The organism is Streptomyces sp. NPDC001204, from assembly GCF_053598035.1.
Genome location: NZ_JBSFJL010000007.1, coordinates 185,656 through 198,592 on the forward strand (window position 1 = coordinate 185,656; position 12,937 = coordinate 198,592).

Here is a 12,937-nt window from a genome sequence, read left to right on the forward strand (position 1 = left end):
ACCTCTTTTGTGACGGGGTCTCAGTGCTGGACGCCGATGATGGACAGGTCGATGCCGCCGAAGAAGTAGCCCACCTGCGCGTTGCGGACCTTGGAGCCGACCACGCTGCTGGTGTAGCTGCGCACCAGCGGAACCAGGGGGTAGCTCTGCATGGCCTGGTCGAACAGGGTCGCCCACTTCTTGCCGAGTTCCTCGCTGGACCCGTTGGTGCCGCGCAGCTCGTACATCGCGCGGGAGATCTTCGGGTCGTAGTAGCGCGGGATGTTGGAGAAGCCGAAGGTCTTGCCGTCCACGCTCGGGCCCAGGTTCGGGTCGACGGTGGTGCGCACCGAACCGCTGTCCGCGCCGCCGCACCAGCCGCTGCGGGCGATGTCCGGCATCTGGTCACCGGCCAGTACGGTGTAGTAGTTGGCGGTCGGGATCGGGCGCAGCTGCAGGTCTATGCCGAGCTGCTTGAAGTTCTGCTGCAGCACGGTGCCGACGTTCTTGTACCGGGGGTTGGCGTCGGCGTAGCCGTACACCAGCTTCTTGGGGTACGTCTTGCCCGCCAGGAGCTTCTTGGCCTCGTCCAGCTTGGGCTTGCCCGTCGGGTCGAGGTCGGTGTGCTGCTCGACGTATCCCCGCTGGGCCGAGTTGATGTACGACTGGGTCAGTTTGCCGAACCGCTCGCCGCCGTACTGCACCTGGACGGCGCTCCGGTCGATGGACAGCGCGAGAGCCTTGCGGACGTCGGGGTCCTTGATCGTCTCGGTGTTGAAGTCCAGCACGTCCGTGCAGCCCAGCAGGCCGCCCGCGGTGCGCTTCTTGACGTCGGCCGCGTTGAGCTTGGCGGCGTCGGACGCCTGCAGACCGCCGTTGCTGTCCAAGGTGACGGCCGTCGGGTCCGAGTCGGCGAGCAGCTGCTGGCTGATGGTCGCCTGGGCGGTGGACAGGGTGAAGGTGAACGTGTCCGGCAGGGCGGTCCGGTTCGGGTCGGTGGCCGGGTTCCACTGGTCGTTGCGGACGAGCTTCATCGAACGGCCGCGGTCGTACGACTGGATCTTGTACGGGCCCGACGAGACGGGGTGGTTGGTGTAGTCGAGCTTGGTGTCCTTGGCCTTCGGCACCGGCGCCGTGTTCGACCGGGAGACCAGGGCGGGGAACTCGGCGAACGGCTGCTTGAGGTGGAAGACGACGGTGCGGTCGTCCGGGGTGTCGATCGCCTTGAAGTCGCCCCCGGAGTACGGGCCCTTGTAACTGTCGTCGGCCAGGGCGGCGTTCAGTTCCTGCGGCGCCTGGGTGTAGACGTCGCGGGCGTAGGTGCGCTCGACTCCGTACTTGATGTCCTTGCTGGTGATCGGCGTGCCGTCCTCGAACTTCAGCCCCTTCTTCAGGGTGTAGGTCCAGGTGAGGCCGTCGGCGGAGGGCTTGCCCAGATCGGTGGCGAGGTCCGGCACGATGGTCGGCGGCTGGCCGGCGGTCTCCTTGGCCATGGTCAGGGTGCGGTAGTACAGCTGCCCCACGTTGGCGGTCTGCACGTAGTTGCTGTTGCCGGGGTCCAGCGTCTGGAAGTCCGAGGACATCAGGACGTTGATGTTCCCGCCCTTGGTGGTGTAGCCCTTCCCGATCTCGACCGGAGCGTAGGCGTCGGCTCTGGGACCGGAGCCGGAACCGGGGGCGGGCTTGGATCCGCCGCAGGCGGTCAGGGTCAGCCCCGCACTCACCGTCAGGGCGATCGCCGCCATGGTGCTTCGTTTCACTGCGTCTCCTTGAGGGTAAGGAAGGGATGGCGCGCGTCGGGGGAGGACGGCGCGTCGGGGGAGATCAGCTTCGGGAGGACCTGGGGTCCAGCGCGTCCCGGACCGCGTCGCCGAGCAGGTTGAACGCGAGCACGGTGATCACCAGTGCTCCCGCCGGGACGGCGAGGAACCACGGGTCGGACAGGTACCAGTTGCCTGCCTGGGCCGCGTTGAGCATCTGGCCCCAGGAGGGTGTGGGGTCCTTGACCCCGACCCCGAGGAAGGACAGGGCCGCCTCCGCGGTGATGTTGGTGGGGATCATCATGGTCGCGTAGACCAGCACGACGCCCATGACGTTCGGGATGATCTGCCGCAGGATGATGCTCCGGTGCGAGGCCCCGTAGGCCTGTGCGGCCTCGACGAACTCCTGCTCCCTGATCGAGAGCACCTGGCCCCGCACGACTCGGGCCAGATAGGCCCAGCCGAAGAAGCCGAGGATGATCACCAGTGAGGCGATCGGTACCAGGCTTCCCGAGTCGAGGGCGGTGCCACGCAGCCGGGACTGCATGATCGGGGTCAGCGACAGCACCAGCAGCAGGTGGGGGAAGGCCAGGAACAGGTCCATCACCCGGCTGATCACCATGTCGATCTTGCCGCCGAAGTATCCGGCGGCGGCGCCGAGCACGGTGCCCAGGACCACCGACACCACCGTGGACAGCAGCGCGATGGTCAGGGAGATCCTCGCGCCGTAGGCCATCCGGGCGAAGATGTCGCGCCCGAGCCCCGGTTCGAGGCCGAGCCAGTGCTCGCTGGAGGGGAAGCGGTAGTACGGCAGCGGCAGGCCCGGCGCGTAGAAGGAGTCCAGGAAGTCCGGTCCCGTCCGGGAGGTGAACGGGTCCGATCCTTCGATGGCCGTCAACACCGGGGCCAGGACCGCGAACAGCACCATGAGGACCACCACGATCAGGGCGGCGATGGCGATCCGGCTGCGCCGTATCCGGAGCCACGCCGTGCCCAGCAGCGACCGCGCGGTGGCGATCTCCGCGGCGGGCCCGCGCTCGGCGGTTGCGGCTGCGGTCGCGGATTGCGGTGGAGGAAGAGTGGCCACCTGCCCATCAGTGGGCTTCGGCGCGTCGGCGTGGCGCGGCGGGCTCGGCGGCTCATGCGGATCCGGCACGTCCGATCCTTTGGTGCTCGAGGGGCGGGGAGGTGGCCGAAACGGTATACCAAGAATCGCGATTTCTACTAGGGTCGACGGCGACCCGGCGCATCGTCATTGCCGGGACATCAGCCCTTGTAGGACGCAGTTTCCGGCTTGTGTAAAAGTTTGCGCGAGCCTTGTCCGGTCGTTACTGGGCCCGGGGAAGCATGGACCGTTCCCGGGGGCGGGGTGACCGTTTCAGTCAGTTGGTGTACCAAATCTGGAAGGCGCTCGATGAAGACCCTGGTCACTGCTTCCTGGGTGATCGCCCACGACGGACGCTCGCACGTGGAGGTGCCGGACGGCGCCGTGCTGATCGACGGCGACACCATCGTCGATGTGGGTGATCGCGCCGGACTCGACCGGCGGCAGGCCGACGTGCGCATCGACCTCGGTGACGCGGTGGTCACCCCCGGTCTGATCGACCTGGACGCCCTCACCGACATCGACCATCTGATCCTGGACTCCTGGGCGTCCCCGGATCTGGCGTCCGGCTTCACCTGGTCGGCCGAGTACTTCGCCGCGCCCCGGGCGGTGTTCGACGCCGCGCAACGCCGCGCGGTACGCGAGTACGCGCTGGTCCAGCTCGCCCTGCACGGCATCACCAGTTACATGCCGATCGCCTCGGAGGTGCACAGCGACTGGGCGGAGACCTACGAGGACTTCGTGGCGATGGCCGAGGTGTCGTCGCGGCTGGGTCTGCGGGGCTTCCTCGGGCCGTCGTTCCGGTCCGGGGTGAACGTGATCGGCGCCGACGGCGAGCGGACCGTGATGTTCGACGAGGAGGCCGGCCGGCGTGGTCTGGCCGAGGCGCTGCGTTTCCTGGACCACACCGCCCGGCTCGCCGATCCCCTGGTGACCGGGGTGCTGCTGCCCTGCCGGATCGAGACCCTGCTCCCCGAACTGCTCGGCGACGTCGCCCGGGCCGCGCGCGAGCGCGGCGCGCTGGTGCGCCTGCACGCTCTGCAGGGCATGTCGGAGCGTGACTACGTCCAGCGCGCCTACGGCCGCACCCCGCTGCAACTGATCGCCGACTCCGGGCTGTTGTCCGACCGGCTGATCGTTCCTCATGGGGTGGTGCTGGACGTGCACCCCGAGGTGCTCGGCACGGACACCGGAGATGTCGCGGTGCTGGCCGACGCGGGCGTCTCGATCGTGCACTGCCCGCTGACGAACGCCCGATATGCCCACAACCTGCACACGTTCGCCGGCTACCGGGCGCGGGGGGTGAACCTCTGCCTGGGCACCGACTCCTTCCCGCCGGACCTGATCCGGGGAATCGACGTGGGCACCCAGGTGGCCAAGCTCCAGGCCGGCGACCTGGGCCAGGGGCACCTCACCGGCTACTTCGACGCGCTGTGGACCGGTGGGGCGACCGCGCTGCACCGGCCGGATCTCGGCCGGCTGGCCGCGGGGGCCACGGCCGACCTGTCGGCGTTCGCTCTGGACGACTTCCGTATGGGCGTCACCGAGGACCCGCTGCGCACCCTGGTGCTCAACGGCACCGCCCGCGAAGCGGTCCTGACGATGGTCGCGGGCAGGGTGGTCATGCGCGACGGCTCGATCCCCGGCGTCGATCTCACCGAACTGAGGCGATCCGGACGGCAGTTGTTCGACATGATGCGCGCGGCCTACCCGGAGCGCGACCATCGCCGGCGCACGGTGGAGGAACTCTTTCCGCCGGTATTCCCGCGGAGTTGAGCGGCGCGGCGCCTCCGGTTCGACCGGCCTCCACACATCCCCCCGCATATCCGCGGTGCAGGTCGAGGTGGTGGCGTTGACGACGGTGCAGGTGGGCTTGCCGGTCGTGGCGAAGCCGTAGCCAGGCCCCTCCAGCGAGCAGCCCGGATGTCGAGATGGCCACCTTGTTGTCGCCGTCGACGACGACCTTGGTGATCTTGGTGTCGCCCAGCCAAGACGATCAAGGTCAGCGTCACGGCGACGGACAACTCGGGCATTGAAGGTCGACCCGAAGGTCGACTTCCTCAGCAACAACAACGCCGGCCGGTGGTACGTCGACGCGTGGATCGACGCCAAGGACGGCGACTACATCTGGAAGGAGAAGGCCGGTTCCTTCCTCTTCCAGCGCGCCGCCAAGCTCACGGCGACGCCGCGCCGGAGCCGGTGAAGAAGGGCAAGACCATCACCGTCACGGGCACGCTCACCCGGGCCAACTGGGAGACGCTGAAGTACGGCGGCTACGCCTCACAGCCGGTGAAGCTGCAGTTCCGCAAGAAGGGCTCCAGCACCTACAAGACGCTGAAGACCATCAAGACGGACTCCAAGGGCAAGCTGAAGACCACGACCAAGGCCACGGCCGACGGCTACTTCCGCTACTCCTTCGCGGGCAACTCGGCCACCTCGGCGGTCGACTCCAAGGCCGACTTCGTCGACGTGAAGTAGGGCGGTACCGGGTCTGGCCCGGCGCGGCAGAGCGGCGGTCGACCACTTCCCCCGGGACGGCCGCCGCCACGCCGAGCGCAGAAAATCCAGATTTCCGTGCAACCTTCCTCATGGATCAGGGATCTGATCATGCGAGTCAGACAGACTCCACGATCATTGGGCCCGGCGCCGAGGACGAACCGTGAGGAACGACCGGCGCGGCCCCTTTCTCCACCTGGGGAACGCATGCGTATACGAGCCACTGTGGCCGTCGCGGCCGGCGCACTCGCCCTGACCGCCCTCGCCGTTCCGGCCGCCCAGGCCGACGACGTGTCCGGAGACACCAAGATCTCCAACGTCGTGGTGAACGGCGGCAAGCCGGTCGTGGTCGGTGCCACTGCCGCCAAGAACGTCACCGTCACGTTCACCGCCACGGACGACTCCGGCATCGACTGGGCACAGTTGATCCTGTTCCACGGCCCGAACGTCGACAAGGCCGACAGCGGGGCGCTGGCCAACAGCAGCGACGGCACCGCCAAGTGCACCAAGGTGGACGCGACGACGTCGAAGTGCACCTCCACCTTCACCCTCCAGCCGCAGTACAACCTCATCAACAAGGTCGCCGGCACCTGGAAGGTGTGGGCCGTGGCCGCCGCCAAGGACGGCGACTACCTCCAGAAGGACAACGCCAAGAGCTTCAGCGTCCAGCGCCTGTCCAAGCTGACCACCAGCGCCAAGCCCAAGCCGGTGAAGAAGGGCAAGAGCGTCACCGTCAGCGGGAAGCTGACCCGGGCCGACTGGGAGAGCGGCAAGTACTCGGGCTACACCGGTCAGGCGGTGAAGCTGCAGTTCCGTAAGAAGGGCACCACCACCTACAAGACGCTGAAGACCGTCAAGACGAACTCCACGGGCGCCCTCAAGACCACCGTGAAGGCCACCGCTGACGGCTACTACCGCTTCAGCTTCGCGGGCACCTCCAACACCCCGGCGGTCAACGCCCCGGGCGACCTGGTCCGCGTGACGAAGTAACCCGCTCGCCGGGTGGCCGGCCCGGACTCTCCCGGGCCGGCTTCGTGGACCGGGCGCTCGTCGGGCACATACAGGCCACTCACAGGAAATCCAGATTTCCGCGCAACCTTCTTCACGGATCAGGGATCTCATCATGTGAGTCAGACAGACTCCACGATCATTGGGCCCGGCGCCGAGGACGAACCGCGAGGAACGGCTGGCGCCGGCCCCCTTTCTCCATCGAGGGAAACGCATGCGTATACGAGCCACCGTGGCCGCCGTGTCCGGCGCCCTGGCCCTCTCCGCCCTCGCCGTGCCCGCCGCGCACGCCGCCGGTCCCTCCACCTACCGCGCGGACATCGCGAAGGTCTTCCAGGCCGCCCAGGCGCCCTCGACCGCCAAGGCCGGGATCAGCGCCCGCGTCGCCGACGACGAGGGCATGCCGTACGACCTGGACGTCACCTTCTCCAACCTCAAGGTCGCCAAGGCCCTCAAGGTCGGCACCGCCGGCCACGTGGCCACCACGATCACCTACACCATGAAGTTCGGCGCCGACGTGGACGTGCGCGCCAAGGACTTCTTCACCGGCCCGTTCCTCTACAAGGGCTCCTTCGACCGGCCGCAGAACGTGATCTTCGGCGACAACCCGGGCAGCTGCTCCGTCACCTCGCAGACCACGGCCAACTGCAAGGGCAAGATCGACATCTACCCGGCTGACGGGGACCTGCGGAACGCCGACGCCGGTTCCTGGCGCGCGGGCGCCGTGGCCGTCGCGTACAACGGCCAGGACCTCGAGTCCGACGACATCGATCTCAGCAAGATCGGTGTCGCCGAGAAGGGCGGCCTCGGCACCACGCTGGTGCAGCGCAACTCCAAGCTGACCACCAGCGCCAAGCCCAAGCCGGTGAAGAAGGGCAAGAGCGTCACCGTGACCGGGAAGCTGTCGCGGGCCAACTGGGAGAGCGGCAAGTACTCGGGCTACACCGGTCAGGCGGTGAAGCTGCAGTTCCGCAAGAAGGGCACCACCACCTACAAGACGCTGAAGACCGTCAAGACGAACTCCACGGGCGCCCTCAAGACCACCGTGAAGGCCACCGTCGACGGCTACTACCGCTTCAGCTTCGCGGGCACCTCCAACACCCCGGCGGTGAACGCCCCGGGTGACCTGGTCCGCGTGAAGAAGTAAGCCACGCCTCCCGGCTAGACGGGAAAGCGGCGGCCGGTCCATTTCCACAGGAACTCCAGGACGGCCGCCGTCACCACCGCGATGCCCACCGCGAGCCACGGCATGGCCGTGCCCTCCAGCTTCAGGGCGAAGAAGTCCTGGAGCGCGGGCACGGCCAGGACGACGAGGAACGCCGCGCCCATCGAGGCCACCAGCGCGATCCGCCACCAGGTGTAGGGGCGGGCGACGATCGCCAGGACCCACATCGAGACCAGGAACAGCGTCAGCGTGGCCGCGCTGGTCTCCGCGTCCAGGGCGCCCGGGCCCGTGTAGTGGTGGCGGGCGACCAGATACGTCACGAAGGTCGCCACGGCGGCCACCACCCCGCCCGGTACCGCGTAGCGCATGACCCGCCGTACGAAGTGGGGCCGGGCCCGTTCCGTGTTCGGGGCGAGGGCCAGGAAGAAGGCCGGGACGCCGATGGTCAGCGTGGACAGCAGGGTCAGGTGGCGGGGCAGGAACGGATACTCCACCTGCGAGCAGACCACCAGCACCGCCAGCAGCACCGAGTAGACCGTCTTCACCAGGAACAGGGTCGCGACCCGGGTGATGTTGCCGATCACCCGACGCCCCTCGGCGACCACGGACGGCAGGACGGCGAAGCTGTTGTTCAGCAGCACGATCTGCGCGACCGCCCGGGTGGCCTCCGAGCCCGAGCCCATCGCCACGCCGATGTCGGCGTCCTTCAGCGCCAGCACGTCGTTCACGCCGTCGCCGGTCATCGCGACCGTGTGCCCGCGTGACTGGAGCGCGCCCACCATGTCCCGCTTCTGCTGCGGGGTGACCCGCCCGAACACCGTGCCCTCGTCCACGTCCCGGGCCATCTCGTCCCGCTCGGCGGGCAGCCGGCGGGCGTCCACGGCCGTGCCGTCGAGCCCGACCTTCGCGGCGACCGCGCCGACGGACACCGCGTTGTCGCCGGAGATGACCTTGGCGCGGACGTCCTGCTCGGCGAAATAGCGCAGGGTGTCGGCGGCGTCGGGCCGCAGCCGCTGCTCCAGCACGACGAGCGCGGCGGGCCGGACGGTCCGGGCCACCTCCGGGTCGTCCAGGTCGCGGGCGGCGCGGGCGAGCAGCAGCACGCGCAGGCCCTGCTCGTTCAGCCGCCCGGTCTCGGCCAGGGCGGGGGCCTCGGCGGGCAGCAGCACGTCCGGGGCGCCCAGCAGCCACGTACTGGAATCGCCGTCGCCCTCGCTGAAGCTGGCGCCGCTGTACTTGCGGGCCGAGGAGAAGGGCAGCGACTCCACGCAGCGCCACTCCTCGCTGTCCGGGTAGGCGGAGATGATCGCCTGGAGGGAGGCGTTGGGGCGCGGGTCGGACTCGCCGAGCGCGCCGAGGACCTTGCGCACGTACGACTCGTCGTAGCCGTCCAGCGATCGCAGCTCGGTGACGTCCATGCCGCCCTCGGTGAGGGTGCCGGTCTTGTCCAGGCAGACCGTGTCGACGCGGGCGAGTCCCTCGATGGCGGGCAGCTCCTGCACGAGGCACTGCTTGCGGCCCAGCCGGATCACGCCGATGGCGAAGGCGACGGAGGTGAGCAGGACCAGTCCCTCGGGGACCATGGGGACGATGCCGCCGATGGTGCGGGCGACGGACTCCTTGAGGTCGTTGTTCTTCACCACGAGCTGGCTGATGACCAGGCCGATCGCGGTCGGGACCATCATCCAGGTCACGTACTTGAGGATGGTGGAGATGCCGGTGCGCAGCTCGGAGTGGACGAGCGTGAAGCGGGAGGCCTCTTCGGCGAGCTGGGCGGCGTAGGCGCCGCGGCCGACCCTGGTCGCCTGGAAGGCGCCGCCGCCGGCGACGACGAAGCTGCCGGACATCACACGGTCGCCGGGCCGCTTGACGACGGGGTCGGCCTCGCCGGTGAGCAGGGACTCGTCGATCTCCAGACCGTCGGTCTCGACACAGGTTCCGTCGACGACGACCTTGTCGCCGGGGCCGATCTCGATGAGGTCGCCGAGGACGATCTCGGAGGTGGCGATCTCGACGGCGGTGTCGTCGCGGCGCACGGTGGGGCGGGCCTCGCCTATGACGGCGAGCGAGTCGAGGGTCTTCTTCGCCCGCCACTCCTGGATGATGCCGATGCCCGTGTTGGCGATGATCACGAAGCCGAACAGGCTGTCCTGGATCGGGGCGGCGAACAGGGTGATCACCCACAGGACGCCGATGATCGCGTTGAACCGGGTGAAGACGTTGGCGCGGACGATGTCGGGGAGGGACCGGCTGCTGCGCACCGGCACGTCGTTGATCTCGCCGCGGGCGATGCGCTCCGCGACCTCGGCCGAGGTGAGTCCGTTCGGCCGGACGGCCGGGATGGGCACGGGGTGCACCGGGTCAAGCTCTGCGCCCGCGTCGATGTGCGTCATGCATTCGACGGTACGTGCGGTTGTGCGGCTTTACTCGTCGAGGAGGCGGAAGATCCGACCTGGGGAGGAGAGGTCTCGTACGGCGGTCGTACGGACGGTGCACGACGGGTCGGCCGTCCCCGGGGCGCGCGCCCCGGGAACAGCCGACCCACCTTGCGTTTTGCAATGCAGAACTTGGTCTTGCAATGCACGGGGCATGAATACAATGCCCGGCGTAATCGGCGCAAGACCCGCAGGCCGAGCGAAAGGGGAGGACACCCATGAGCCGACGGCCGGCCTTCCGAGGTGACGATGACTGACGCGACCTCAGAGCCACCCCCGGACCTGGTTCTTTGTGGCGGGACGGTGGTCGACGGCGGCTCCGGGCGACCCCGCGTGGCGGATGTCGCGGTCCGCGACGGCCACCTGCGCAGCGCCACGGCCGGCCGCGCGATTCGACGAGGAGGCTCGTCTTGACCGACCGGCTCGCCCCCACCCCCGGCGCACGCAACAACTCGGCCTCGCTGCGCCGGGCGCTCGGGATCCTCATCAGGCTCGGTGACGACGTCGAGGGCCGCGGCTGCACGCTCACCGAGCTGGCCGCACAGCAGGGCCTGAGCAAGTCCACGGTGCTGCGGCTGCTCCAACCGCTCGTCGACGCCCGCTTCGTCCAGGTCCTGCCGAGCGGCGCGTACCGGCTCGGCTGGCGCAACGCCCAGCTCGGCCAGGTGTACCTGGCCGGGAACGACCCGCACCGCGACACCCGCGACGTGCTGAAGGGCCTGTCGGAGGCGACGAGCGAGACCGTTCACCTGGTCACGGCGGACTTCCCGCACGTGGTCTACGTCGACAAGGTCGACAGCCCGCTTCCCGTGCGGATGGCCTCGCGGGTCGGCAGCACCCAGTCGGCGTACTGCACCAGCGTCGGCAAGGCCATGCTCGCCTACGCCGACGACGCCGTGGTCGACGCGGTGATCGCGGCGGGCATGGCCCCGCGCACCGGGAACACCATCACCGACGGCGACGCGCTGCGCGCCGAGCTCGCCAGGTCCCGTGCCCGCGGCTGGGCGATCGACGACGTCGAGAACGAGGCGGGGGTGCGCTGCGTCGCCGCCCCGGTCTTCGACGTGACCGGGGCCGCGACCCATGCGATCAGCGTATCGGCTCCCGAGGAACGCATGCCACCGGAGCGCCTCTCGCAGGTGGTGCCCCTGGTGAGAGCGGCGGCCCGCGACATCTCGCAGCGATGGGGAGGCCGCGGATGACCACGGCCCCCCCGGGGACGGGCCCGGCCGGAGCCCGCTCGCGCGGCGCGGCAGAGGCCCGACCGGGTCCCGCTGACCACACCCGACCAACGGCGTGTCCTGCCTCGTCGAAGGCGACCAGGCAGCCCGCCGCCAGCACCCTGTTGTGAGAAGGAGCTGTTCCGTGGCCCAATCGGCGGCCCCCCTGCCCCTGCCCGTGGCCCTGACCGAGACCCGTGTCGTGGCCGTCCTGCGTCCCGCGACGACCGAGCACCTCGCGACCACCGTGGCCGCGCTCATACGCGCCGGAGTGCGAACGATCGAACTGACCGCCACCACCCCGGATTTCCCGGCGGTCCTGGAACGGACCGTCCGGCAGTTCTCGGCCGACGCGGTGATCGGCGCCGGCACCCTCACCGACGCCGCCCTCGTCCGCGCCGCGATCGACGCCGGAGCCGGGTTCGCCGTGTCTCCCGGCCTGGTGGACGAGCTGCCCCGGATCGCGTCCGCACACCGGGTGCCGAGCATCGTCGGCGCCTGGACGCCGTCGGAGGTGATGCGGGCCCACGCCCTCGGCGCGGACGCCGTGAAGATCTTCCCCGCCGCCACTGGCGGCCCCGGCCACCTGCGCAGCCTGCGCGAACCGTTCCCCGGCATCCCGTTCGTCCCTTCGGGAGGGATCACCGTGGAGACGGCCGGCTCGTACGTGGCCGCCGGGGCGGTCGCGGTCAGCCTGGGCGGCGCGCTCACCGGCAGCGCGCTGCGCGACGGCGACGTATCGGTGATCGACCGGCGCGCGGCCACCCTGTTCAAGTCGATCGAGGAAGCGGTGTGAGCGCGATGGGTCCCGAAGTCGTCACCCTGGGCGAGTCCATCGGGCTGCTCACCCAGTCGGCGAACGTGCCGCTGATCCGGCAGCCGACCCTGCGGCTCGGCTTCGGCGGCGCAGAGAGCAATGTGGCCATAGGGCTGGCCCGGCTCGGCCACGCCGCGCACTGGATCGGCCGGCTGGGCACGGACGAGGTCGGCGAGCTCATCGCCCGGGAACTGCGCGCCGAGGCCGTCTCGACCTCGATCGTGCGCGATCCCGCGCCGACCGGCCTGATGCTGAAGACCCGCCAGGCCTCGGGCCGGGTGCAGGTCAGCTACTACCGCACGCACAGCGCCGGTTCCCGTCTCGCGCCCGCCGATCTCGACGAGGCCGTGATCGCCGGTGCGAGGATCCTGCATGTCACCGGCATCACGCCGGCCTTGAGCGCGTCCGCGTCCGACGCGGTGCGCAGGGCCGTCACCATCGCCGGGGAGCACGGTGTCACCGTCTCCTTCGACGTCAACTTCCGCTCCCGGCTGTGGCCGCAGGACCGGGCCCGCCCGGTCCTCGGCCATCTGCTCGGCAAGGCCGACATCTTCTTCGCGACCAGCGAGGAAGCCCTGCTGTTCACCGACGAGAAGGACCCCGAGGGGCAGGCCGGGGCCATCGCCGAACTCGGTCCCGGCCAGGTCGTGATCAAGCTCGGCTCCGCCGGCAGCGTCGCGTGCGTCGACGGGGTCCTCCACCGGCAGCGGCCCCAGCCGGTCGCCGTGGTCGACCCGGTGGGCGCCGGAGACGCGTTCGCCGCCGGCTACCTCAGCGCGGTGCTCGCCGGAGAGGACGCGGCCGAGCGCCTTCGGATCGCCGGTCTGTGCGGAGCCCGTGCCGTCACCGTCGGCGGTGACTGGGAGGGCGCTCCGTTCGCGGCCGAGATCGACGACGCCGCCCACGGCACCGACGTCGTCCGCTGACGCGGTCGGCCCCGGTCCGGGGGCCT

General features: G+C 69.7%; 9 protein-coding genes and 1 pseudogene. 7 read left to right on the forward strand and 3 right to left on the reverse strand.

All coding sequences use genetic code 11. The features are described 5' to 3' along the window. Nucleotides 1–20: 20 nt before the first annotated feature. Both ACWC91_RS12810 and ACWC91_RS12815 read right to left on the reverse strand, forming a co-directional pair. A complete protein-coding gene (locus tag ACWC91_RS12810) occupies nt 21–1,739 on the reverse strand; it encodes an ABC transporter substrate-binding protein (protein ID WP_225074608.1) in 1,719 nt (572 codons plus the stop codon). A gap of 64 nt (nt 1,740–1,803) precedes the next feature. After that, nucleotides 1,804–2,826 carry an ABC transporter permease gene (locus tag ACWC91_RS12815; RefSeq protein ID WP_374113893.1) on the reverse strand — a complete coding sequence of 341 codons (1,023 nt, stop codon included), beginning with the start codon at nt 2,824–2,826 and terminating at the stop codon, nt 1,804–1,806. A 327-nt stretch (nt 2,827–3,153) separates the two neighbouring features. Here ACWC91_RS12815 and ACWC91_RS12820 point away from each other — a divergent pair, with 327 nt between their 5' ends. The 4 genes and pseudogenes from ACWC91_RS12820 (at nt 3,154) to ACWC91_RS12835 (ending at nt 7,495) form a co-directional block, all read left to right on the forward strand. Further along, complete coding sequence (locus ACWC91_RS12820) at nt 3,154–4,620, forward strand: chlorohydrolase family protein (protein ID WP_450640336.1); 1,467 nt, start codon at nt 3,154–3,156, stop codon at nt 4,618–4,620. Between the two features lie 256 nt (nt 4,621–4,876). Next, nucleotides 4,877–5,322 (forward strand): annotated as a pseudogene (locus tag ACWC91_RS12825) (calcium-binding protein); the annotation flags it as partial. Between the two features lie 225 nt (nt 5,323–5,547). Further along, nucleotides 5,548–6,330, forward strand: coding sequence for a DUF5707 domain-containing protein (locus tag ACWC91_RS12830; RefSeq protein ID WP_450640338.1), 783 nt, complete (start codon nt 5,548–5,550; stop codon nt 6,328–6,330). Between the two features lie 232 nt (nt 6,331–6,562). After that, entirely contained in the window at nt 6,563–7,495 is a 933-nt protein-coding gene (locus ACWC91_RS12835; RefSeq protein ID WP_225074612.1) for a hypothetical protein, read from the forward strand. A 14-nt stretch (nt 7,496–7,509) separates the two neighbouring features. On the opposite strand, the gene ACWC91_RS12840 is transcribed toward ACWC91_RS12835, so the two are convergent. After that, a complete protein-coding gene (locus ACWC91_RS12840; protein ID WP_450640340.1) occupies nt 7,510–9,906 on the reverse strand; it encodes a cation-translocating P-type ATPase in 2,397 nt (798 codons plus the stop codon). A gap of 452 nt (nt 9,907–10,358) precedes the next feature. On the opposite strand from ACWC91_RS12840, the gene ACWC91_RS12845 reads away from it, so the two are divergent. The 3 genes from ACWC91_RS12845 to ACWC91_RS12855 all read left to right on the forward strand — a co-directional run bounded on the left by ACWC91_RS12845 (nt 10,359) and on the right by ACWC91_RS12855 (nt 12,911). Further along, nucleotides 10,359–11,150 (forward strand): IclR family transcriptional regulator, encoded by a 792-nt coding sequence (locus ACWC91_RS12845; protein WP_225074614.1) that lies wholly within the window; start codon nt 10,359–10,361, stop codon nt 11,148–11,150. Between the two features lie 163 nt (nt 11,151–11,313). Then, a complete protein-coding gene (locus ACWC91_RS12850; protein ID WP_450640342.1) occupies nt 11,314–11,964 on the forward strand; it encodes a bifunctional 4-hydroxy-2-oxoglutarate aldolase/2-dehydro-3-deoxy-phosphogluconate aldolase in 651 nt (216 codons plus the stop codon). A 5-nt stretch (nt 11,965–11,969) separates the two neighbouring features. Continuing rightward, the gene (locus tag ACWC91_RS12855; protein WP_225074889.1) at nt 11,970–12,911 is read left to right on the forward strand and encodes a sugar kinase; all 942 of its coding nucleotides are present in this window, start codon (nt 11,970–11,972) and stop codon (nt 12,909–12,911) included. Nucleotides 12,912–12,937 lie beyond the last annotated feature (26 nt).